The sequence below is a fragment of the Bradyrhizobium sp. SBR1B genome, assembly GCF_014198205.1.
Lineage (GTDB): Bacteria > Pseudomonadota > Alphaproteobacteria > Rhizobiales > Xanthobacteraceae > Bradyrhizobium.
Map to the genome: position 1 here is coordinate 166,805 of NZ_JACIHC010000001.1, position 24,258 is coordinate 191,062.

17 protein-coding genes are annotated in these 24,258 nt (G+C 63.2%); all 17 read right to left on the reverse strand.

The window, feature by feature from the left end; genetic code table 11:
• Window positions 1–6 precede the first annotated feature (6 nt).
• The 17 genes from GGD61_RS00945 to rplK all read right to left on the reverse strand — a co-directional run bounded on the left by GGD61_RS00945 (window position 7) and on the right by rplK (window position 24,198).
• The gene (locus GGD61_RS00945) at window positions 7–309 is read right to left on the reverse strand and encodes a 50S ribosomal protein L23 (RefSeq protein WP_018322264.1); all 303 of its coding nucleotides are present in this window, start codon (window positions 307–309) and stop codon (window positions 7–9) included.
• Entirely contained in the window at window positions 306–926 is a 621-nt protein-coding gene (gene rplD / locus GGD61_RS00950; protein ID WP_020508797.1) for a 50S ribosomal protein L4, read from the reverse strand. Before rplD ends, GGD61_RS00945 begins: the two co-directional genes overlap by 4 nt.
• A gap of 1 nt (window position 927) precedes the next feature.
• Window positions 928–1,644: a 50S ribosomal protein L3 gene (gene rplC / locus GGD61_RS00955; protein ID WP_018322262.1), complete on the reverse strand. Its 717-nt coding sequence runs from the start codon at window positions 1,642–1,644 to the stop codon at window positions 928–930.
• 53 nt (window positions 1,645–1,697) lie between these two features.
• Window positions 1,698–2,006 carry a 30S ribosomal protein S10 gene (gene rpsJ / locus GGD61_RS00960; RefSeq protein WP_002712302.1) on the reverse strand — a complete coding sequence of 103 codons (309 nt, stop codon included), beginning with the start codon at window positions 2,004–2,006 and terminating at the stop codon, window positions 1,698–1,700.
• 83 nt (window positions 2,007–2,089) lie between these two features.
• On the reverse strand, window positions 2,090–3,280 hold the full coding sequence (gene tuf, locus GGD61_RS00965; protein WP_008136415.1) for an elongation factor Tu: 1,191 nt from the start codon (window positions 3,278–3,280) through the stop codon (window positions 2,090–2,092).
• A 40-nt stretch (window positions 3,281–3,320) separates the two neighbouring features.
• Window positions 3,321–5,393 carry an elongation factor G gene (gene fusA / locus GGD61_RS00970; protein WP_018322261.1) on the reverse strand — a complete coding sequence of 691 codons (2,073 nt, stop codon included), beginning with the start codon at window positions 5,391–5,393 and terminating at the stop codon, window positions 3,321–3,323.
• 30 nt (window positions 5,394–5,423) lie between these two features.
• A complete protein-coding gene (gene rpsG / locus GGD61_RS00975; RefSeq protein ID WP_018322260.1) occupies window positions 5,424–5,894 on the reverse strand; it encodes a 30S ribosomal protein S7 in 471 nt (156 codons plus the stop codon).
• 15 nt (window positions 5,895–5,909) lie between these two features.
• Window positions 5,910–6,281 carry a 30S ribosomal protein S12 gene (gene rpsL / locus GGD61_RS00980; RefSeq protein WP_007603006.1) on the reverse strand — a complete coding sequence of 124 codons (372 nt, stop codon included), beginning with the start codon at window positions 6,279–6,281 and terminating at the stop codon, window positions 5,910–5,912.
• 878 nt (window positions 6,282–7,159) lie between these two features.
• Window positions 7,160–9,187: an ABC transporter ATP-binding protein gene (locus GGD61_RS00985; protein ID WP_092260221.1), complete on the reverse strand. Its 2,028-nt coding sequence runs from the start codon at window positions 9,185–9,187 to the stop codon at window positions 7,160–7,162.
• A 134-nt stretch (window positions 9,188–9,321) separates the two neighbouring features.
• The gene (locus GGD61_RS00990) at window positions 9,322–11,382 is read right to left on the reverse strand and encodes an FAD-dependent oxidoreductase (RefSeq protein WP_092260223.1); all 2,061 of its coding nucleotides are present in this window, start codon (window positions 11,380–11,382) and stop codon (window positions 9,322–9,324) included.
• A gap of 191 nt (window positions 11,383–11,573) precedes the next feature.
• A complete protein-coding gene (gene rpoC / locus GGD61_RS00995; protein ID WP_018322257.1) occupies window positions 11,574–15,770 on the reverse strand; it encodes a DNA-directed RNA polymerase subunit beta' in 4,197 nt (1,398 codons plus the stop codon).
• Between the two features lie 129 nt (window positions 15,771–15,899).
• Window positions 15,900–20,018: a DNA-directed RNA polymerase subunit beta gene (gene rpoB / locus GGD61_RS01000; protein WP_018322256.1), complete on the reverse strand. Its 4,119-nt coding sequence runs from the start codon at window positions 20,016–20,018 to the stop codon at window positions 15,900–15,902.
• A gap of 483 nt (window positions 20,019–20,501) precedes the next feature.
• The gene (rplL, locus tag GGD61_RS01005) at window positions 20,502–20,879 is read right to left on the reverse strand and encodes a 50S ribosomal protein L7/L12 (RefSeq protein WP_018322255.1); all 378 of its coding nucleotides are present in this window, start codon (window positions 20,877–20,879) and stop codon (window positions 20,502–20,504) included.
• Window positions 20,880–20,933: 54 nt separating this feature from the next.
• Window positions 20,934–21,452, reverse strand: a complete 519-nt coding sequence (rplJ, locus tag GGD61_RS01010) for a 50S ribosomal protein L10 (protein ID WP_018322254.1) — start codon at window positions 21,450–21,452, stop codon at window positions 20,934–20,936.
• 575 nt (window positions 21,453–22,027) lie between these two features.
• Window positions 22,028–22,981 carry a 2-hydroxyacid dehydrogenase gene (locus tag GGD61_RS01015; protein WP_092260225.1) on the reverse strand — a complete coding sequence of 318 codons (954 nt, stop codon included), beginning with the start codon at window positions 22,979–22,981 and terminating at the stop codon, window positions 22,028–22,030.
• 89 nt (window positions 22,982–23,070) lie between these two features.
• Window positions 23,071–23,763 (reverse strand): 50S ribosomal protein L1, encoded by a 693-nt coding sequence (rplA, locus tag GGD61_RS01020; protein ID WP_018322253.1) that lies wholly within the window; start codon window positions 23,761–23,763, stop codon window positions 23,071–23,073.
• Between the two features lie 6 nt (window positions 23,764–23,769).
• Complete coding sequence (rplK, locus tag GGD61_RS01025; protein ID WP_006611824.1) at window positions 23,770–24,198, reverse strand: 50S ribosomal protein L11; 429 nt, start codon at window positions 24,196–24,198, stop codon at window positions 23,770–23,772.
• Between the last annotated feature and the right edge of the window lie 60 nt (window positions 24,199–24,258).

Below are 24,258 nucleotides of genomic sequence, written 5' to 3' on the forward strand. Positions count from 1 at the left end.
ACGACCTTACAGACCGGTGGTGACGTCGATCCGGTGGCCCTCTTCGAGGGTCACGATCGCGCGCTTGGTGTTCGACTGCGAGCCGAGATTGCCGCGGAAGATCTTGGTCTTGCCCTTGCGGACCAGCGTGTTGACGCTCTTGACCTTGACGTCGAACAGCTTCTCGATCGCTTCCTTGATCTGCGGCTTGGTCGCCTTGGCGGCCACCTTGAACAGCACCTTGTTGTGCTCCGAGGCGATCGTTGCCTTTTCAGTCACGACCGGCGACAGGATCACGTCGTAGTGGCGAGCCTCGATGTTCTTCGTCATTTGAAGCGCGCCTCCAGCGCATCGATGGCGGCCTTGGTCAGAACGAGCTTCTGACGGCGCAGGATGTCGTAGACGTTGATGCCCTGGATCGGCAGCACGTCCATGTTCGGGATGTTGCGAGCCGCAGCGGCGAAGCCGTTGTTGAGCTCGGCGCCGTCGATGATCAGCGCGTTGGTCAGACCCAGGCCCGAGAAGTGACCGAGCAGCGCCTTAGTCTTGGCGGCTTCCAGCGCGGCCTTCTCGATCACGACGAGATCGCCGTCCTTGGCCTTGGCCGAGAGCGCATGCTTCAGCGCCAGCGCACGGACCTTCTTCGGCAGGTCGGTGGCGTGCGAACGCACCACCGGACCGAAGGCACGGCCACCGCCGCGGAACTGCGGCACGCGGGCCGAGCCGTGACGAGCACCGCCGGTGCCCTTCTGCTTGTACATCTTCTTGCCGGTGCGCCAGATCTCGGCGCGGCCCTTGGCCTTGTGCGTGCCAGCCTGACGCTTGTTGAGCTGCCACTGCACGCAACGCGCAATGATGTCCTGGCGCGGCTCGAGGCCGAAAATGGTGTCGGACAGCTGGACCGAGCCGGCTTCCTTACCTTCGAGGGTGGTGACCTTCAATTCCATCTCACGCACCCTCCTGCTGGGCCGCAGCCTCGGCTTCGCCACCGGCAACCTTGAACTTGCCGGGCTTCGGAGCTTCCTTCGGCAGCGGCTTCTTGACGGCGTCGCGCACGCGGATCCAGCCGCCCTTGGAGCCGGGAACGGCGCCTTCGACGAGGATCAGGCCGCGCTCGACATCGAGCTGAACGACGCGAAGGTTGAGCGTGGTGATGCGGTCGACACCCATGTGGCCGGGCATCTTCTTGTTCTTCCAGGTCTTGCCGGGGTCCTGACGGCCACCGGTCGAACCGATCGAGCGGTGCGAGACCGAGACGCCGTGGGTGGCGCGCAGACCGCCGAAGTTCCAGCGCTTCATGCCGCCGGCGAAGCCCTTACCGACCGAGGTGCCGGTGACGTCGACGAACTGGCCGACAACGAAGTGGTCGGCCAGGATCTCGGCGCCGACCGGGATCATGGCATCCGCGGTGACGCGGAATTCCTCGACCCGGCGCTTCGGCTCGACCTTGGCGACCGCGAACTGGCCGCGCTCCGCCTTGGGCATGTAAACGGTCTTGCGGGCACCAGAACCAAGCTGGAGCGCCACGTAACCGTTCTTCTCTTCGGTACGGTGGCCCACGACCTGGCAATTGCCGAGCTTCAGCACGGTCACGGGGATATGTTCGCCGGCCTCAGTAAAGACCCGCGTCATCCCGACCTTTTGTGCGATCACTCCGGAGCGCATCGGCTTGCTTCCTGTTCTTTCTGTCCGCTTTAAGCGAACGGGATCCAAAAATCTTAGAGCTTGATCTCGACGTCGACACCGGCGGCCAGGTCGAGCTTCATCAAAGCATCGACGGTCTGCGGGGTCGGATCGACGATGTCGAGCAGGCGCTTGTGAGTGCGCATCTCGAACTGCTCGCGGCTCTTCTTGTCGACGTGGGGCGAACGGTTGACGGTGAACTTCTCGATGCGGGTGGGCAGCGGAATGGGTCCGCGGACCTGCGCGCCGGTGCGCTTCGCCGTGTTCACGATCTCGCGGGTCGACGTATCGAGGATACGATGGTCGAACGCCTTGAGACGGATACGAATGTTTTGGCCGTTCATTGCCGTGCTTTCTTTAGTGAGTGGCGAGTAGCGAGTAGCGAATAGAAATCCCTATTCGCCACTCACCATTCCCTATTCGCTTGTTACTCGATGATCGAGGCGACGACGCCGGCGCCGACGGTGCGGCCACCTTCGCGGATCGCGAAGCGGAGCTTCTCTTCCATCGCGATCGGCACGATCAGGTGCACTTCCATCGCGATGTTGTCGCCCGGCATCACCATCTCGGTGCCTTCCGGCAGGTGCACGACACCGGTCACGTCGGTGGTGCGGAAGTAGAACTGCGGACGGTAGTTGGTGAAGAACGGGGTGTGGCGACCGCCCTCTTCCTTGGTGAGGATGTAAGCCTCAGCCTTGAACTTGGTGTGCGGCTTGACCGAACCCGGCTTGCACAGCACCTGGCCGCGCTCGACGTCTTCGCGCTTGGTGCCGCGGAGCAGCGCACCGATGTTGTCGCCAGCCTGGCCCTGATCGAGCAGCTTGCGGAACATTTCGACGCCGGTGACGGTCGTCTTCTGGGTCGCACGGAGACCGACGATCTCGATTTCCTCGCCGACCTTGACGATGCCGCGCTCGACACGGCCGGTCACGACGGTGCCGCGGCCCGAGATCGAGAACACGTCTTCAACCGGCATCAGGAACGGCTGGTCGATCGGACGCTCCGGCTGCGGGATGTACTCGTCGACGTTCTTCATCAGCTCGAGGATGGCGTCGTGGCCGAGCTTCTTGTCGGAATCTTCGAGAGCGGCCAGCGCCGAACCCTTGATGATCGGGATCTTGTCGCCCGGGAAGTCGTACTTCGAGAGCAGCTCGCGGACTTCGAGCTCGACGAGCTCGAGCAGTTCCGGATCGTCGACCATGTCGCACTTGTTGAGGAACACGACCAGCGCGGGCACGCCGACCTGGCGGGCGAGCAGGATGTGCTCGCGGGTCTGCGGCATCGGGCCGTCAGCGGCGGACACGACCAGGATCGCACCGTCCATCTGGGCGGCGCCGGTGATCATGTTCTTGACGTAGTCGGCGTGGCCGGGGCAGTCGACGTGGGCGTAGTGGCGGTTCGGCGTCTCGTACTCGACGTGCGCGGTCGAGATGGTGATGCCGCGCGCCTTCTCTTCCGGCGCCTTGTCGATCTGGTCGTACGCGGTGAACGTCGCACCGCCGGCTTCGGCGAGAACCTTGGTGATCGCCGCGGTCAGCGACGTCTTGCCATGGTCGACGTGACCGATGGTGCCGATGTTGCAGTGCGGCTTGTTACGTTCAAACTTTGCTTTGGCCATTTGACTCTCCGTTCAATCGTCAGTTCGTGACCGACGACAATCAGGCAAACTTCTTCTGGACTTCTGCCGACACGTTGGCCGGCGCTTCTGCGTAGTGGTCGAACTGCATGGTGAAGGTTGCGCGACCCTGGCTCATCGAGCGCAGGTTATTCACGTAACCGAACATGTTCATGAGCGGCACCATCGCATTGATGACGTTGGCGTTGCCGCGCATGTCCTGACCCTGGATCTGACCGCGCCGCGAATTCAGGTCGCCGATGACCGAGCCGGTGTAGTCTTCCGGGGTCACCACTTCGACCTTCATGATCGGCTCGAGCAGGACGGACTTGCCCTTCTGCAAGGCTTCGCGGAACGCCGCGCGCGATGCGATTTCGAAGGCGAGCGCCGACGAGTCGACGTCGTGATACTTGCCGTCGACGAGCTGAACCTTGACGTCGACCACGGGGAAGCCCGCGACGACACCAGAGCTCATCACGCTGTTGAGGCCCTTTTCGACGCCGGGGATGTATTCCTTCGGAACCGCACCACCGACGATCTTGGACTCGAACTCGTAGCCCTTGCCGGGCTCGTTCGGCTCCACCACGATCGACACTTCCGCGAACTGACCGGTACCGCCGGTCTGCTTCTTGTGGGTGTACTTGACCTCGGCCTTCTTGGTGACGCGCTCACGGAACGCAACCTGGGGCGCGCCGATGTTGGCGTCGACCTTGTAGGTGCGCTTGAGGATGTCGACCTTGATGTCGAGATGGAGTTCGCCCATGCCCTTGAGGATGGTCTGGCCAGACTCCTGGTCGGTCGACACGCGGAAGGACGGATCCTCGGCAGCGAGCTTGGCCAGCGCCACGCCCAGCTTTTCCTGGTCGGCCTTGGACTTCGGCTCGATCGCGATCTCGATGACCGGCTCGGGGAATTCCATCTTCTCGAGGATCACCTGCTTGTCGGGATCGCACAGCGTGTCACCGGTGCGCGCTTCCTTCAGGCCGGCCAGCGCGACGATGTCGCCGGCATAGGCTTCCTTGATGTCTTCGCGGTTGTTCGCATGCATCAAGAGCATGCGCCCGATACGCTCCTTCTTCTCGCGGGTCGAGTTCACGACGCCGGTGCCGCTCTGCAGAACGCCGGAGTAGATGCGGCAGAAGGTGATGGTGCCGACGAACGGGTCGTCCATGATCTTGAACGCGAGCAGCGCGAGCGGCTCCTTGTCGTCCGCCTTGCGCACGACTTCGTTGCCGCGATCGTCGGTGCCCTTGATCGCGGGCACGTCGATCGGCGACGGCAGATAGTCGACGACGGCGTCGAGCAGCGGCTGCACGCCCTTGTTCTTGAAGGCCGAGCCGCACAGCACGGGATAGAACGCACCGGTCAGAACCGCCTTGCGGATCAGCCGCTTCAGCGTCTCTTCGTCCGGCTCCTTGCCGTCGAGATAGGCGGCCATGGCGTCGTCGTCGAGCTCGACGGCGGCTTCCACCATCTTCTCGCGGTATTCCTTGGCCTGCTCGACCAGATCTTCCGGAATGTCGACATAATCGAACTTCGCGCCGAGCGATTCATCGTTCCAGATGATGCCCTGCATCTTCACGAGGTCGACGAGACCCTTGAAGTTGTTCTCGGCGCCGATCGGAAGCTGGATCGCGATCGGCTTGGCGCCGAGGCGGTCGACGATGTCGGCCAGGCACTTGAAGAAGTCGGCGCCGGTCTTGTCCATCTTGTTGGCGAAGACGATGCGCGGAACCTTGTACTTGTCGCCCTGGCGCCAGACGGTCTCGGTCTGGGGCTCAACGCCCTGGTTCGAGTCGAGCACGCAGACGGCGCCGTCGAGCACGCGCAGCGAACGCTCGACTTCGATGGTGAAGTCGACGTGGCCGGGGGTGTCGATGATGTTCAGGCGCTTGCCGGCCCAGAATGCAGTGGTCGCAGCCGAGGTGATGGTGATGCCACGCTCCTGCTCCTGCTCCATCCAGTCCATCGTCGCGGCACCTTCGTGCACTTCGCCGATCTTGTGGCTCTTGCCGGTGTAATAGAGGATGCGCTCGGTGGTCGTGGTCTTGCCGGCATCGATATGCGCCATGATACCGAAGTTGCGGTAATTCTCTATGGCATGAACGCGGGGCATAGGGTGTTCCTTAGATTCCGTGTGTCGCCGTTACCAGCGATAGTGCGAGAAGGCGCGGTTGGCTTCCGCCATCCGGTGCACGTCTTCGCGCTTCTTGACGGCATTCCCGCGGTTGTTCGAGGCGTCCAGAAGCTCGGCCGAGAGCCGCTCGGTCATGGTCTTCTCGTTGCGATCACGCGCAGCGGAGATCAGCCAGCGGATGCCCAGCGCCTGACGGCGGGTCGAACGAACTTCGACCGGAACCTGGTAGGTCGCGCCGCCGACGCGGCGGGAGCGCACTTCGATCGTCGGCATGACGTTCTCGAGCGCCTGCTCGAACACGCCGAGCGGGTTCTGCTTGGTCTTGGTTTCGATGATACCGAACGCACCGTAGACGATGCCTTCGGCGACCGACTTCTTGCCGGCGTACATCACCGAGTTCATGAACTTCGTGACGATGATGTTCCCGAACTTCGGATCGGGAAGGACTTCGCGCTTTTCCGCTGAGTGGCGACGAGACATGGACCTGGTTCCCGCTTACTTCGGACGCTTCGCGCCGTACTTCGAACGACGCTGCTTACGGTTCTTGACGCCCTGGGTATCCAGAACGCCGCGGAGGATGTGGTAGCGCACGCCGGGCAAGTCCTTGACGCGACCGCCGCGGATCATGACCACCGAGTGCTCCTGAAGGTTATGGCCCTCACCGGGGATGTAGCCGATCACCTCGAAGCCATTGGTCAGGCGCACCTTGGCGACCTTACGAAGCGCCGAGTTCGGCTTCTTCGGGGTCGTGGTGTAGACGCGGGTGCAAACACCACGCTTCTGCGGCGACTGCTGCAGCGCCGGCACCTTCTTGCGCGACTTCTGCACTTCACGCGGTTGAGCGATCAGCTGGTTGATCGTCGGCATCCTGGCCTTACCCTTTGTTCTGTCGCAGACCCTTTTCGGATCCGCTGTCTTGCCGCAGCCCGTCGCCGGGACTGCAAATTCTTTCGAGCTACCTACCCGACGAGGTCGCCTTCCGCGGAACAATCCGCACAAAGCGAAATCGCGCCAACCGCCCCATCAACGGGCGGAAAGCGCTTCGACGCCACAGAGGACCGCAGTATTGAGGCCGGTCAGCATAAAGCCGCGGCCCGCGCACTGAGGTCATGCATCCGAATTCGATCTCAAGAGAATAAGCTCAAGAGAACTAGAATCGCACTGGCATTGCCTAGCTATGAGCGACAGCGTTTGAGCGGCATTCGTCGAGGTTGGTGCCCGCCTTGAGCGATCCCTTGTGGCTCTAGTCCTTGGGGATCTAACGGGTGGCCCGTTCCGACGCTGGCGATGCTCACCGCCTGTCGTTAAGTGAGGCGCTTTCTATAAGTGAGAATCGATCAAGTCAAGGCGAAACGACAGCCACGAACCGCTTCAGGAGCCTGTCAAAATCGCTGTTTGCCGCCCTCGCCGCACCACTCCGATATGGGACCGCAGCCTTCATTTCGCCAGCCTCGCGGCTATTTATATCCGGGCAAAAAGTACTTTTGTGTCGCGCAGCACGGCCTTTTTTACGCGGGAGCCGCAAATCGACCCGCTTCAGCAGCAATCGGCGGCGGGGACGTCACCAAAATCGGCGGAGGTTGCCCGGCGCGACCAACGCCCGGGATATCGGCCGCGAGGCTTCCGACGGTCCTGACCTATCCGCATGTGAGCTATCCGACCGGGCTTTTTCTGACCGAAGAGCGCATCGTCACGTCGGGAATCAAGCGCACACCGATGGCCGCATAGAATCGGTGCGAGCTCGGTCATTCCTCCTCGTCGTCCTCGTCCTCATCATCCTCGAGGTCGTCTTCGTCCTCATCGTCGCTGCCGTCATCGGCGTGAGCCGCCGCGCCGTGCGGCTGGTGGATCTGGTCGTTCCAGAGCTTGCGATAGGTCCCGTTCTTGGCGAGCAGCTGGGCATGCGAGCCGCGCTCGATCGCCCTGCCCCCCGAGATCACGATGATCTCGTCCATCTCCACCACCGAGGTCAGGCGGTGGGTCGACCAGATCATGGTGCGCCCCTTGGCGACCTTGAGCAGCGTGCGGTTGATCGCGGCTTCCGTGGTCTGGTCCAGCGCCGAGGTGGCTTCGTCCAGCAGCAGCACCGAGGGGTTGCGGATGACCGCGCGCGCGATCGCGATGCGCTGGCGCTGGCCGCCCGACAGGGTGTCGCCGCGTTCACCGACCGGCGTGTCGTATCGCTGCGGCAGGCTCATGATATAGCGGTGGATCTCGGCCTTCTTGGCCGCCTCCTCCACCTCCTCGTCGGTCGCGCCCTCCTTGCCGAGCCGGATGTTCTCGCGGATCGACATGTTGAACAGCATGTTCTCCTGGAACACCACCGCCATGCTCCGGCGCAGCGAATCCAGCGTCACCTTGCGGACGTCGACACCGTCGATGGTGACGCGGCCCTCGTCGGGCACGTAAAGCCGCAGGATCAAATTGAGCAACGTGCTCTTGCCGGAGCCGCTCGGGCCGACGATCGCGATGCGCTTGCCCGCATTGAGCTTGAGGCTGAGATTGTCCAGCACCGGCGTCTGGCTGCCCTCGTACTGGAAGGTGACGTGATCGAAGGTGATGTCGTTGGTGATGCGCGGCAGGTCGGGTGCGCCGGGGCGGTCGGCAGCGCGGGTCGGCTCGTCCAGCAGCTCCTGCATGTGCCGGATCGCGGCGGCCGAGGAGATCGATACCGGGATGAAATGCATGACATGAGCGATGTTGTAGGAGACCTCCCAGAACGCGCTCTCGAAGGTGACGAAGGTGCCGATGGTGATCTGGCCCTTGGTGGCGAGATAGGCGCCGATCGCGAGCACCACGAGGTGCAGCATCAGCACCGAGATGGTGACCGTCCGCTCCACCATGGTCGACAGGAACGCAGCTGAGGCGATCTTGTTGCGCGTCTCGTCGTTGCGGAAGGTGAAGAAACCGAACATCTTGCGCTGCAGGCTGAACGCCTTGATCACGGCCTGCGCCGCCACGTTCTCCTGCACCATGCCGAGCAGCGCGCTTTCGTTGAGCTTCTGCTCGTAATTGGCCTGCACCGCCTTCGGCGTCAGGATCCGTGGGCCGATCAGTGTGATCGGGAACACGAGCAGCGCGACCGCCGCGAGCTGCCAGTTCAGGAACACCATTAGGATGATGCCGGCAACCAATTCCAGAAAGGGCAGCGCGGCACTGTTGGCAAACGTCTTGACCGAGCCTTCGAAGGCCGAGAGGTCGACGGAAAAGCGCGACAGGATCTCGCCGCGCTTGGTGCGGCCGAAATAGGCCGCCGGCAGGTCCTGAACGTGCTCGAACAAGCGCTTGCGGACGTCGGAGATGATGCAGGCCGCCAATCGCGCGTCCCAGCGCTCGTACCAGACCGCGACGATCGAGGTAAAGATGCCGGCCACGGCGAGCACGCCGAGGATCTTGTACAGCGCCTGGAAATCCTCCTCGCCGAGCGCGTCGTCGATCAGGAACTTCAGGCTGAGCGGCATGATGACGTTGAACAGCGTCTCGACGCAGACGCCGAACGCCACGAAGGACAGCATCCGCTTGTAGTTCGCCAGGAACGGCTTGACGAACCCGACGATGGTCGCGAGCGCGCCGGCGGCCTCGCGCGCGGTGAAGACGACGAGGTCCTCGTCCTCATCGTCATCGTCGAGCTCCAGCTCGTCGTCCGCCTCGTCTTCGGCGTCCTCGTCGTCTTCGAGGTCCGGCTTGGCAGCCGAGGCGAGCTTGTCATCGAGCTCGGCCGCCTCTTCGGCGGCGAGCTTCTGTTTGTCGGGCGAAAGAGGCTTGGATGCCATGAAACCAACCGATGCTGACGGCCGGCATGACCGCAGAGAAAGCAGAACATAGCGGAAAGCCGCTATTGAACCGATTCTATGCGATCAGGATGAATTCGGCAAAACAATTGGCGAATTCGACGCGCGCCCCGCGGCTAGTCCTCGTCTTCGTCCTCGACCTTGTCGAAGAAGGAATAGCGCAGACTGTCGGCGTCGGCGTACCACTGCCCCGGCCCCTTGTTGGCGGCGAGCGTCGCCTCCCAGAGCGCATCGGTGCAGTCCTTGCGGTGCATCGAGAGGTCGAAACCATTGCCGAAGAACAGTTCGGACCATTCCCACCACGTGCCGAGTTTCTTGACCCCGCGCAGGAGGTCGTAGCGGTCGATCAGCGCCGGCGCCATGTCCGAGGTAATCGAGCCGAACACGAGGCCGGTCTTGACCACGCGGTTCAGTTCCTTGATCGCGCGGACCACCTGCTTCGGGGAAACGTGGCAGAGGCTGGTCTCGAACACGAAGTCGAACGCGCCGTCCTTGAACGGCATGTCGGTGATCGAGCCGAGCTTGTTGTACTTCTTCAGCGCCTTCGGCGTCCTGGCGTGGATGGCGCGGTTGCTCTCGATGCCGAAGGCATCGATGCCGCGCTCGCGTAGCGCGCCGACCAATTCGCCGCTGGCCGAGCCCGCGACGAGCAGCTTGGCGCCCTTGGTCTTGCCCCAGACGATGCCGAGCAGCCGTGTGAGGTAATCGGGATCGGTGAAGTGGCGCCACGCCTCATGATAGGGGCCGAGGCCGCGATAGTTCTCGAAATAGTCGCGGTCGATCTTGTCGGAGAGCGGCTTGTCGTCCTGCGCGCGCTCGCGGCGCAGGCGCATCATCTCGGTCAGGATGATGTCGGTCGCCGCATCCGAGGAGTCGAGCAGGCCGTTCAGGGTCGAGTCGAACAGATAATCGCCGACCACCACGATGCCGGGATGCTCCTTCGGCTCGGGCCGGTGATTGGTCATGACGTCGCGCACCGGCAGGCCGCCGGGAATCGCGTTCACCGACGACAACCAGCGGTGGATCTTGCCTTCCATGAAATGCAGGCGCGCATCGCCGAGCGAGGCCGGCAGCGATTTCAGCGCGGCATCGATCAGCTCCTGGTCCGACAGATTGGCGAAGGCCAGCGCGTCGGAGCCGGGAATCAGCCAGTTCAGCACGCCGTGCTTGCCGACGTCGTGGCGCGCACCCTCGTTGTAGACGCAGCAGCCGCCGAAGGCTTCCGACATGAACCAGGCGCCTGGAATCTTCTCGCCCCAGAACGGCGTGTCGAACAGGATCGAGACGCGCAGGTAATGCGCGGGACGGTCGAAGTAAGAGACGTGCTTGACCATCGACTTGCGGAGCTGTTCGCCTTCCCACCCCATGGTGGCGAGCCAGGAATGCGGCAGGCAGACCAGCACGAGATCGAAGTCGCGCGTCTCCGGTCCCTTGCCGTTCATCATCTTGAGCTGGTAGCGCCCGGTCGGCGCCTTGCCGACGGTGAGCACGCGGTGATTGAGCTGGATGTCGGCGTTCACCTCCGACTGCAGGCACTCGATCAGCTGCTCGTTGCCGTTCTGGATGGAATAGAGGCCGATATAGCCGTCGACATCCATCAGATAGTTCTTGAGCGCGTTGAGGCCGTTGGTGTTGTGGCTTTCGGTCGCGATGTCGGAGCGCGCCATCACCTTGAAGAAGCGCTTTGCGGTTTCGTCCTCGACCTCCTCGTCGAGCACCTGCTCGGCGGTCTTGTAGGCCCAGGGGTTCTCGTTGTCGTGCGCGCCGACGCCCTCGTAATATTCGATCGGCGACATCGCCTCGGCACAGCGCTTGCGGAACGCCTCGATCGCCGCGGCGGTCTTGGCGCCATACTTGCGGCGCATGCCCGGCACGTCGTCGAGAAGCTCGCCGCCGAACTGCACCTGCTCGGCATCCATCGGGATCGTCTGCAGCCCGAAATGCTGGATCAGCTCGCGCAGCGGATCCGGCCCGGTCATCGAGTAGTCGTAGATCTCGGCAACGCCGGCCTCGTACATCGCAGGTGCGGAATCGAACTTGCGGGTGACGATCTTGCCGCCGAGCCGATCGGAGGCCTCGTAGATGGTGACGCGACAGAGATCGCCAAGCTTGCGCTTCAGATACCAAGCGCTCATCAGCCCGCCGGGGCCGCCGCCTACGATTGCGAGATCAAGCATGTGAGTTCCGTGGTCTCCGGCCCGCCCCCTTCACGGGACCACCGGTCTAAACTCTCCTAGCAGAAGCGCTTTTGCGGCTGAAGGAAAGATGAACAAAGGTTGATCCCGCATCGCAACAGACAAGCAAAGCAACAAAAAGGCCGGCTTTCGCCGGCCTTTTCATTGTCCTCGGCAGTCCTACGGATGAACGATCATTCCGCGGGCGGCAGCGCAGGAAGCTCCGCTTCCGGCGCGGGCGACACGACCGCCGCCTGCTTCTCGCGCTCGTCCAGGATCAGCTTGTCGCGCTTCATGGCGACTTCGCGAATCTTGGCCATGGAGGCGCCGGTGCCTGCCGGAATCAGCCGGCCGACGATGACGTTCTCCTTAAGGCCTTCGAGCGGATCGACCTTGCCGTTGACCGCCGCTTCCGTGAGGACGCGGGTGGTCTCCTGGAACGAGGCCGCCGAGAAGAACGAACGGGTCTGGAGGCTCGCCTTGGTGATGCCGAGCAGAACCGGCGTCCCCGTGGCGGGCTTCTTGCCCTCTTCCTTGGCCTTCTCGTTCAGCGCGTCGAACTCGATCTTGTCGACCTGCTCGCCCGAGATCATGTCCGTATCGCCCTGGTCGGTGACTTCCACCTTCTGGAGCATCTGACGGACAATCACTTCGATGTGCTTGTCGTTGATGAGCACGCCCTGGAGCCGGTAGACCTCCTGGATCTCGTTGACCAGATAGGCCGCGAGTTCCTCGATGCCCTTGACCGCCAGGATGTCGTGCGGCGCCGGGTTGCCTTCCACGATGAAGTCGCCCTTTTCGACGACGTCGCCGTCCTGAAGGTGGATGTGCTTGCCCTTCGGGATCAGGTACTCGCGCGGCTCGTCGGTCTTGTCCATCGGCTCGATCGAGATGCGACGCTTGTTCTTGTAGTCGCGCCCGAACCGGATGGTGCCCGCGATTTCGGCGATGATCGCCGCATCCTTCGGACGCCGTGCCTCGAACAGTTCCGCCACCCGCGGCAGACCGCCGGTGATGTCACGCGTCTTGGCGCTTTCGGTCGAGACGCGGGCGAGGATGTCGCCCGGATTGACCTTGGCGCCGACGTCGACCGAGAGAATGGCGTCGACCGACAGCATGTAGCGGGCATCGCCGCCACGGGCGAGCTTGAGCACCTTGCCGTCCTTGCCCTTGACCACGATGGCCGGACGCAGGTCCGCACCGCCGCGGGTCGAGCGCCAGTCGATGACCACGCGCTTGGCGATACCGGTGGCTTCGTCGAGCGTTTCCGAGATCGACTGCCCCTCGACCAGATCCTCGAAGCCGATGGTACCTTCGACCTCGGTGAGGAGCGGACGGGTGTAGGGATCCCACTCGACGACGCGCTGGCCGCGCTTGACCATATCGCCTTCGTCGACATGCAGGCGCGAGCCGTACTGGACACGGTGCGTCGCACGCTCGGTGCCGTCGGCATCGACGATCGCCACCACCATGTTGCGCACCATCGCGACCAGGTGACCTTCGCTGTTGCGGGCGATGGCCTTGTTCCTGATCACGATCTTGCCGTCGAAATTGGCTTCGACGAACGACTGCTCGTTGAGCTGCGCCGCACCACCGATGTGGAACGTACGCATCGTGAGCTGGGTGCCCGGCTCGCCGATCGACTGCGCCGCGATGACGCCGACCGCTTCGCCGTGGTTGACCGGCGTGCCGCGGGCGAGGTCGCGGCCGTAGCACTTGCCGCAGATGCCGTTGACGAGTTCGCAGGTCAGTGCCGAGCGGATCTTCACCTCCTGCACACCACCCTGCTGGATGGCGTCCAGATGGCTTTCTTCCATCAGCGTATCGCGCTTGATGATCACCTTGCCCGAGCTGTCACGGATGTCTTCGCAGGCCGTGCGTCCGAGGATGCGCGAACCGAGCGAAGCAACCACGGTGCCGGCATCGACGATGGCGCGCATCTTGATGCCGAGCTTGGTGCCGCAGTCGCTCTGCGTGATGATGCAGTCCTGCGCGACGTCGACGAGACGACGGGTCAGGTAGCCCGAGTTCGCGGTCTTCAACGCGGTGTCCGCGAGACCCTTGCGGGCGCCGTGGGTCGAGTTGAAGTACTCGAGCACCGAGAGGCCTTCCTTGAAGTTCGAGATGATCGGCGTCTCGATGATCTCGCCCGACGGCTTGGCCATCAGGCCGCGCATGCCGGCGAGCTGGCGCATCTGGGCCGGCGAACCGCGGGCACCGGAGTGAGCCATCATGTAGATCGAGTTGATGTCGGCATCGGCTCCGGCCGCCGTCTTCTTGGTGGCGGAGATCTCCTTCATCATCGCCTTGGCGATTTCTTCCGTGGCCTTCGACCAGGCGTCGACGACCTTGTTGTACTTCTCGCCGTGGGTGATCAGACCGTCGTTGTACTGCTGCTCGAAATCCTTCGCCAGCGTACGGGTGGTGTCGACGATCTTCCACTTGGAGTTCGGCACGACCATGTCGTCCTTGCCGAACGAGATGCCGGCCTTGAACGCGTTATAGAAGCCGAGCGCCATGATCCGGTCGCAGAAGATCACCGTCTCCTTCTGGCCGCAGTGGCGGTAGACCTGGTCGATGACGCCCGAGATCTCGCGCTTGGTCATCAGCTTGTTGATGATCTCGTAGGGGACGCGCGGGTTCTTCGGCAGCAAATTGCCGAGCATGACGCGGCCGGCGGTGGTCTCGATCCAGCGCTTCGAGATCTTGCCGGTCTCGTCGACGCCTTCCCACCGGTACTTGATCTTGGTGTGGAGGTGGATGACCTTCGCATGCAACGCGTGCTCGAGCTCGGCCATCTCGCCGAACACCTTGCCCTCGCCGGGCAGGCCTTCGCGCATGATCGAGACGTAGTACAGACCGAGCACGATGTCCTGCGACGGCACGATGATCGGCTGTCCGTTCGCCGGATGCAGGATGTTGTTGGTCGACATCATCAGGACGCGCGCTTCCAGCTGCGCTTCGAGCGACAGCGGGACGTGCACGGCCATCTGGTCGCCGTCGAAGTCGGCGTTGAACGCGGAGCAGACCAGCGGGTGAAGCTGGATCGCCTTGCCCTCGATCAGCACGGGCTCGAACGCCTGGATGCCGAGACGATGCAGCGTCGGTGCGCGGTTGAGCAGCACCGGATGCTCGCGAATGACCTCATCCAGGATGTCCCAGACCTCGGGCCGCTCCTTCTCGACCAGCTTCTTGGCCTGCTTCACCGTGGTGGACAGGCCCTTGGCGTCGAGCCGCGAATAGATGAACGGCTTGAACAGCTCGAGCGCCATCTTCTTCGGCAGGCCGCACTGATGCAGGCGCAGCTCGGGACCGACCACGATCACCGAACGGCCCGAATAGTCGACGCGCTTGCCGAGCAGGTTCTGGCGGAAGCGGCCCTGCTTGCCCTTGAGCATGTCGGCGAGCGACTTCAGCGGGCGCTTGTTGGCGCCCGTGATGACGCGGCCGCGGCGGCCGTTGTCGAACAGCGCATCGACCGCTTCCTGAAGCATGCGCTTCTCGTTGCGGATGATGATGTCGGGCGCGCGCAGCTCCATCAGCCGCTTCAAGCGGTTGTTGCGGTTGATGACGCGGCGGTAGAGGTCGTTGAGGTCCGAGGTCGCGAAGCGGCCGCCGTCGAGCGGCACCAGCGGACGCAAGTCCGGCGGGATCACCGGGACCACGGTCATGATCATCCATTCCGGCTTGTTGCCGGAGTGGCGGAACGCTTCCACGATCTTCAGGCGCTTGGCGAGCTTCTTGTGCTTGATGTCGGAGTCGGTCTCCTGCATCTCGAGGCGCAAGGTCGCCTCGAGCTTCTCGAGGTCCATGCCCTTGAGCAGCTCGCGGATCGCTTCCGCGCCGATCATGGCGGTGAAGCTGTCCTGGCCGTACTCGTCCTGCGCCTTCAGATACTCGTCTTCCGACAGCAGTTGGCGGTCCTTCAGCGCGGTGAGGCCCGGCTCGAGCACGACGTAGTATTCGAAGTAGAGGATCCGCTCGAGATCCTTCAGCGTCATGTCCAGCAGGAGGCCGATGCGCGAGGGCAGCGACTTCAGGAACCAGATGTGGGCGACGGGCGCTGCGAGCTCGATATGGCCCATGCGTTCGCGCCGGACGCGCGACAGCGTGACCTCGACCGAGCACTTCTCGCAGATGATGCCCTTGTACTTCATGCGCTTGTACTTGCCGCACAAGCACTCGTAATCCTTGATCGGCCCGAAGATGCGGGCGCAGAACAGGCCGTCGCGCTCGGGCTTGAAGGTGCGGTAGTTGATGGTCTCCGGCTTCTTGATCTCGCCGTAGGACCAGGACAGAATCTTCTCTGGAGACGCGATCGAGATCCGGATCTGGTCGAAGACCTGAGCCGGCGTCGTCGGGTTGAAGAGATTCATAATTTCTTGGTTCATCGTCTTCTCCTCGCGTGCCGGTCGCCTCCGGCCGCAAATTCGAAAATCACTCAAGCAGGGCGCCCTGCCCTCAAGGCCTCGGACGGGGCGCCGGTGCCCGGCCGCGAAGGCCGGGCATGACAGGTCGAATTACTCGGCCGCTTCCGACGTCGGTGCCGGTCCCATCTTGGAGTTGTGCAGGTCGACGTTGAGGCCGAGCGAGCGCATTTCCTTGACCAGCACGTTGAACGATTCCGGAATACCGGCCTCGAACGTGTCGTCGCCGCGCACGATCGCCTCGTACACCTTGGTACGGCCGGCGACGTCGTCCGACTTCACCGTCAGCATCTCCTGGAGCGTGTACGCCGCGCCGTAAGCCTCGAGCGCCCACACCTCCATTTCGCCGAAGCGCTGGCCGCCGAACTGCGCCTTGCCGCCCAGCGGCTGCTGGGTGACGAGCGAGTACGGACCGATCGAACGCGCATGGATCTTGTCGTCGACCAGATGGTGCAGCTTGAGCATGTAGATGTAGCCCACCGTCACCTTGCGATCGAAGGCATCGCCGGTGCGGCCGTCATAGACGGTCGACTGACCCGACGCGTCCAGGCCGGCAAGCTTCAGCATCTCCTCGATGTCGGCTTCCTTGGCGCCGTCGAACACCGGCGTCGCGATCGGCACGCCGCGGCTGAGATTGTGGCCGAGCTCGATCAGTTCGTTGTCGTTGAGCGACTTGATCGTCTCGTCCTCGCCGTAGACCTTCTTCAAGGTTTCCTTCAGCGGCTTGATGTCCTGCTTCGACAGGTAAGCATCGACCGTCTGGCCGATACGCTTGCCGAGGCCGGCGCAGGCCCAGCCGAGATGGGTCTCGAGGATCTGTCCGACGTTCATGCGCGAAGGCACGCCGAGCGGGTTGAGCACGATGTCGGCGTGCGTACCGTCTTCGAGGAACGGCATGTCCTCGATCGGCACGATCTTCGACACCACGCCCTTGTTGCCGTGGCGGCCGGCCATCTTGTCGCCGGGCTGGATCTTGCGCTTCACCGCGACGAAGACCTTGACCATCTTCATCACGCCGGGCGGCAATTCGTCACCGCGCTGAAGCTTCTCGACCTTGTCGAGGAAGCGCTGTTCAAGCCCCTTCTTCGACTCGTCGTACTGCTTCCGCATGGCCTCGATCTCGGCCATCAGCTTGTCGTTCGGCGAGGCGAACAGCCACCACTGCGACTTCGGGTACTCCTCGAGCACCGCACGGGTGATCTTGGTGTCCTTCTTGAAGCCCTTCGGGCCGGCAATGCCCTGCCGTCCCTCGAGGAGCTCGGCAAGACGGTTGTAGACGTTGCGGTCCAGGATCGCCTGCTCGTCGTCGCGGTCCTTGGCCAGACGCTCGATCTCTTCCCGCTCGATCGCCAGCGCACGCTCGTCCTTGTCGACGCCGTGACGGTTGAACACGCGCACTTCCACGATCGTGCCCTGCACGCCCGGGGGAACGCGCAGCGAGGTATCGCGAACGTCGGAAGCCTTTTCGCCGAAGATCGCGCGCAGCAGCTTCTCTTCCGGCGTCATCGGGCTCTCGCCCTTCGGCGTGATCTTGCCGACCAGGATGTCGCCGGCGCGGACTTCCGCACCGATGTAGACGATACCGGCTTCGTCGAGGTTCTTCAGCGCTTCTTCCGAGACGTTCGGAATGTCGCGGGTGATTTCCTCGGGTCCGAGCTTGGTGTCGCGAGCCATCACCTCGAACTCTTCGATATGAATCGAGGTGAACACGTCTTCCTTCACGATCCGCTCGGAGAGCAGGATCGAGTCTTCGAAGTTGTAGCCGTTCCACGGCATGAACGCGACGAGCACGTTCCGGCCGAGCGCGAGCTCACCGAGATCGGTCGACGGACCGTCGGCGATGATGTCGCCCTTCTTGACGATGTCGCCGACCTTCACCAGCGGACGCTGGTTGATGCAGGTCGACTGGTTCGAGCGCTGGTACTTCATCAGGCGGTAGATATCGACGCCCGACTTGGTCGGGTCGAGATCTTCCGTGGCGCGGATGACGACGCGGGTGGCGTCGATCTGGTCGATCACGCCCGAACGGCGGGCCGCGATCGCAGCACCCGAGTCACGCGCAACCACGCCTTCCATGCCGGTGCCGACGAACGGGGCCTCGGCGCGAACCAGCGGCACAGCCTGACGCTGCATGTTCGAGCCCATCAGCGCGCGGTTGGCGTCGTCGTTCTCGAGGAATGGGATCAGCGCCGCGGCCACCGAAACCAGCTGCTTAGGCGACACGTCCATGTAGTCGACCTTGTCAGGCGTCACCGGCAAGACTTCGCCGGCGTGACGGCAGACCACGAGGTCTTCGGTGAAGCGGCCCTTCGGGTCGAGCGGCACGTTGGCCTGCGCGACCGTGTAGCGGCCCTCTTCCATCGCCGAGAGGTACACGACCTCGTCGGTGACGCGGCCGTCCTTGACCTTGCGATACGGCGTCTCGACGAAGCCGTACTTGTTCACGCGCGCGAAGGTCGCGAGCGAGTTGATCAGGCCGATGTTCGGACCTTCCGGCGTCTCGATCGGGCAGATGCGGCCGTAATGCGTCGGATGCACGTCGCGCACCTCGAAGCCGGCGCGCTCGCGGGTCAGACCGCCCGGTCCAAGCGCCGACAGGCGACGCTTGTGGGTGATCTCCGACAGCGGGTTGGTCTGGTCCATGAACTGCGAGAGCTGCGAGGAGCCGAAGAACTCGCGCACGGCGGCAGCCGCCGGCTTCGCGTTGATCAGGTCCTGCGGCATGACCGTGTCGATGTCGACCGAGGACATGCGCTCCTTGATCGCGCGCTCCATGCGCAGGAGGCCGATGCGGTACTGGTTCTCCATGAGCTCGCCGACCGAGCGCACGCGGCGGTTGCCGAGATGGTCGATGTCGTCGATCTCGCCCTTGCCGTCGCGCAGGTCCACCAGCGTCTTGATGACGGAGAGGATGTCCTCCTTGCGCAGCGTGCGCTGGGTGTCGGGCGCATCGAGGTCGAGGCGCATGTTCATCTTGACACGGCCGACCGCGGAGAGGTCGTAGCGCTCGGCGTCGAAGAACAGCGACTGGAACATGGCCTGCGCCGAATCCAGCGTCGGCGGCTCGCCCGGACGCATCACGCGGTAGATGTCGAACAGCGCGTCTTCACGCGTCATGTTCTTGTCGGCCGAGAGCGTGTTGCGGATGTAGGCGCCGACATTGACGTGGTCGATGTCGAGCAGCGGCAATTCCTTGTAGCCGTGCTCGTTGAGCACCTTCATCGACTTGTCGGTGATTTCCTCACCGGCTTCCGCGTGGATCTCACCGGTCTTCGGGTTGACGAGGTCCTCGGCGATGTAGTTGCCGACCAGCTCCTCATCGGCCATGCGCAGCGCCTTCAGCCCCTTCTCCTGGAGCTGGCGGGCGGCGCGGACGGTGAGCTTCTTGCCGGCCTCGAGCACGACCTTGCCGGTGTCGGCATCGATCAGGTCGTTGATGGTCGAGTAGCCGCGGAAACGGTTGGCGTCGAACGGAACGCGCCAGCCTTCCTTGGTCCGCTTGTAGAGGATCTTCTTGTAGAACGTGGACAGGATCGCCTCGCCGTCGAGGCCGAGGGCGAACATCAGCGACGTCACCGGAATCTTGCGGCGACGGTCGATACGCGCATAGACGATGTCCTTGGCGTCGAACTCGATGTCGAGCCAGGAGCCGCGATACGGGATCACGCGAGCAGCGAACAGCAGCTTCCCCGAGGAATGGGTCTTGCCCTTGTCGTGATCGAAGAACACGCCGGGCGAGCGGTGCATCTGCGAAACGATGACGCGCTCGGTGCCGTTGACGATGAAGGTGCCGTTCATCGTCATGAGCGGGATATCGCCCATGTAGACGTCCTGCTCCTTGATGTCCTTCACCGACTTCGCGCCGGTTTCCTCGTCGATATCGAACACGATGAGGCGCAGCGTCACCTTGAGGGGAGCCGCGAAGGTCATGCCGCGCTGGCGGCACTCGTCGACGTCATATTTCGGCTGCTCGAACTCGTAGCGGACGAATTCCAGCATCGAGGTGCCCGAGAAATCGGAGATCGGAAACACCGAGCGGAACACCGCCTGCAGACCCTCGTCGAGACGGCCACCCTGGGGTTCATCGACCATCAGGAACTGGTCATAGGACGCCTTCTGAACCTCGATGAGGTTCGGCATCTCGGCGACTTCCTTGATGTGTCCGAAGAACTTGCGAACGCGTTTGCGACCGGTGAATGTCTGCTGCGCCATCGTGGCCTCTCATTTTCGTCGCCCGCTCTGGGCGAACCGTCCGGGACGCGGCTGCCACCGCTCCCCGGGTTGAATTTTTCGAACCCGTTTTGGGGGCCGGAGACTCAGCTTCAGGCGAGAATGTCCTGAATCTGTTCTTCAGACCTTCAAAACGCAAAACGACGCGCGGGGCGCTGGTGCGCGCCCGCCCGTCACAACGACCGTCTTCACGGACTGCAAAAGCCCGAAATAGCCTGCTCTCCCAACGGCTTACAGGGAATCCGGCATCCCTGCCCACCGCGCTTTCGTGCTGCCGAACCGATATGGGGCGACAATAGTGGAGATTCGAGGGGCGAACCCTCAAATCCCCACACTTTTTCGTGTTCGGCCTGCGTCGGGACGTTCCGTCGCACGCCTTTTGCATCAGGCCCACCCCTTTTTGAAGGGCAAGCCAAGGTCTCGGGCCTGCTTACGCTCGCCCGAGACCTCGTCAGTAAGCGGTGCTTACTTGAGCTCGACCTTCGCGCCAGCCTTCTCGAGCTGGACCTTGATCTTGTCGGCTTCGTCCTTGTTCACGCCTTCCTTGACAGGCTTCGGCGCGCCCTCGACGAGGTCCTTTGCTTCCTTCAGGCCCAGGCCGGTGATGGCGCGGACTTCCTTGATGACCTCGATCTTCTTGTCGCCGGCGCTGGCGAGAACGACCGTGAACTCGGTCTTCTCTTCCGCCGGAGCGGCGGCAGCGCCACCACCAGCCGGGCCGGCCACGGCGACAGCCGCGGCAGCCGAAACGCCCCACTTTTCTTCGAGGAGCTTCGCCAGTTCAGCAGCTTCGAGCACGGTGAGGCTCGAGAGGTCGTCAACGATCTTCTGCAAGTCAGCCATTGTTCAGTTTCCTTACGTGTAAGTCTGGTTCGGGTTTGAGTTTTGCGAAGGGCGTCAGGCCGCTTCGCCCTTTGAGGCATGAGCCTGGATGACGCGCGCGAGCTTGCCCGCGGGCGCATTGGCGAGCTGAGCGAGTTTGGTCGCCGGGGCCACAAGCAGGCCGACGATCTTGCCGCGCAGTTCATCAAGCGACGGCAGCGAGGCAAGCGCCTTCACGCCGTCGACATTCAGGACGGTCTTCCCCATCGAGCCGCCGACGATGACGAACTTTTCGTTCGCCTTGGCGAATTCGATGGCGACCTTTGGCGCCGCTACCGGATCGTTCGAAGTGGCGATCACGGTCGGTCCCTTCAGCATGGGGCCGATGGCAACGACGTCAGTGCCTTCAAGCGCAATTTTGGCGAGACGGTTCTTCGAGACCTTCACCGCAGCGCCCGCCTGCTTCATCTGCTGGCGCAGCTTCTGCATCTGGGCGACGGTGAGGCCGGAATATTGAGCAACGACCGCGACGCTCGTGGTCTTGAAGACCTCATTGAGCTGTTCGACCGCCTCTTTTTTTGCCGCTCGTTCCACAGCAAGCTCTCTCCGGTTGGCGGTCATCGCGAAAAGCGGGACCGCCGGGTTGCACCCATCGTCCCACCCAAACCTGAACCTCGGGGCAAAACCCTTCGGACACGCCGGGCACGACGACGATTCAAAGCCTGCCCTCCGGGAGCCCTTGGGCCCACGGCGTGTCGAGGTCCGAACCAGACCCGTTCCGCAAACCAGCCCTTAAAGCTGGATGCGAAGTGAAATCCGGTCTTCACCCGTCTATGCAGGCCATGCGATTAAGCCGTTGAGAAGTCGAAACTTCCCGCGGGCGCCTGCAGTCTTGGACAGGACAAGGTCAGCCGGCGAACCGCCCGACCTCTGCCCGCACTCCACCAGCCGATGGGTTTTCTTCCTTTTCGGGCAAATCCTTGCGGACGTCCTGAAAAGGAATGATCTCCTGTCTTCGGTTTTCGGAATGCGTGCACGAACGCGCCAGCCGAAGCCGGCACGTCCGGAAGCGGTTCTTTAGCCGCTCGGAGCCTGCTTGCCAAGAGCAAAATTCACACCAGTTCCAATCCGTTGCCGCGGGTGCTTGACCCGGGCCGATAAGGACCGATTCAGGCCGATTTGACCGCATAAGGCAGCGGCTTGCCCTCGAAGAACGCCGTCAGGTTCGCCAGCACGCAGTTCTGCATGGCGACGTGCGAATCGAGGGTGTGACCGCCGATATGCGGGGCGAACACCACGTTCGGCAGCGCGGTCAGCGCGTCGGGGACGTGAGGTTCCTTCTCGAAGACGTCGAGGCCGGCCCCCGCGATGGTCTTGTCGGTCAGGGCCGCCACGAGCGCCTTCTCGTCGATCACCGAGCCGCGGGAGATGTTGACGACGTAGCCGTCGGCGCCGAGGCGCCCCAGGATGTCGGCATTGACGACGTGCTGAGTCTCGGCCCCTGCCCGGACCGCGATCATCAACACGCTGCACCAATCGGCCAGCGCCTCCAGGGTCGGGAAATATTGATAGGGCAGATCGTATTTGCTGCGGCTGAAATAGCCGACCTCACTCTCGAAGGCGGCGCAGCGCGCCGCGATCTTGCGGCCGATCTCGCCCATGCCGTAGACGCCGATGCGGCGGCCGGGCATGCCGGCCTGCGGGCGCATCATCGGCGATTGCTTCGAGGCGGCCCAATCGCCGCTGCGGACGTATTGGTCGGCCACAAGGATCCGCCGCGTCGTCGCCAGCATCAGGGTCATCGCGATATCGGCAACCGAGGCCGCATTGGCGCCGGGACTGTGGGCGACCGCGATATTGCGGCTGGCTGCCGCCTTCAGGTCGACGCCGTCATAGCCGGTGCCGTAGCAGACAATGGCGCCGAGTTTTGGAAACAGATCCATCGCCTCCGCACCGAGCGGCGAGCCGCCCGCCGTCAGCATCGCGCGGACGCTGCCGAGTTCGTCGGCCGATAGCACCTCCCCCGCGGGCTTGCCGCCGGTGTCGAGCAATTCGAAGCGCTCGGCGAAACGCGCCATCATCGACTTGGGAAAGCGCGAATAGATCAGGACCTTGTCAGCCATTGTTCTTGTTTCCGGTGAGCCGTGCCACAAACGACGAGGGGCGGAATCGGTTGCCCAATTCCGCCCCTCGCCTCATGCAATTTCCAGACTTAGCCGAGAATGGTGCCCGGCTCGACCTTCACGCCCGGGCCCATCGTCGAGGACACCGCAACGCGCTGGATGTAGGTGCCCTTGGAACCGGCCGGCTTTGCCTTGGTGACAGCGTCAGCCAGGGCCTTGATGTTCTCGACCAGCTTCTCCTCGGTGAACGAGGCCTTGCCGACGCCGGCCTGCAGGATGCCGGCCTTCTCGACACGGAACTCGACCGAGCCACCCTTGGCACCCTTCACCGCACCGGTGACGTCCATGGTCACGGTGCCGATCTTCGGGTTCGGCATCAGGCCGCGCGGGCCGAGCACCTTACCGAGACGGCCGACCAGCGGCATCATGTCGGGGGTGGCGATGCAACGGTCGAAATCGATCGAGCCGTTCTGCACCTTCTCGACCAGGTCCTCGGCGCCGACGACGTCGGCACCCGCAGCCTTGGCCTCATCGGCCTTGGCGCCGCGGGCGAACACGCCGACGCGGAGCGTACGGCCAGTGCCGTTCGGCAGGGTCACGACGCCACGGACCATCTGGTCGGCGTGACGCGGATCGACGCCGAGATTGATCGCGACCTCGATGGTCTCGTCGAACTTCGCTTTCGCGCGTTCCTTGACCATCTTGATGGCGTCCGCGAGCGGGTAAAGCTTTTCGCGGTCAACACCTTCGCGGGCTTTGTTCAAACGCTTTCCGATTGCCATGACCGCTTACCCCGCCACTTCCAGGCCCATCGAACGGGCAGAGCCCTCGACCATCTTCATGGCCGACTCGATGGAATCGCAATTGAGATCCTTCATCTTCTTCTCGGCGATCTCGCGCACCTGCGCCTTGGTCACCTTGCCGGCCTTGTCACGGCCCGGCGCCTTCGAGCCGGACTGGATCTTGGCGGCCTGCTTGAGGAAGAAGGACATCGGGGGGGTCTTCATCTCGAACGTGAACGAACGATCGGCGTAGATCGTGATCACGACGGGAATCGGGGTGTTCTTCTCTTCCTTCTGGGTCTGCGCGTTGAACGCCTTGCAGAACTCCATGATGTTGAGACCGCGCTGACCGAGCGCGGGACCGATCGGGGGCGAAGGATTCGCCGCACCGGCCGGGACCTGAAGCTTCAGGTATCCGGTCACTTTCTTTGCCATGTATCACTCCTGTTGTGCCGGCTGTCGCCGGCGGTTTCAGGTTCGTGGTCTGGGTCGGAT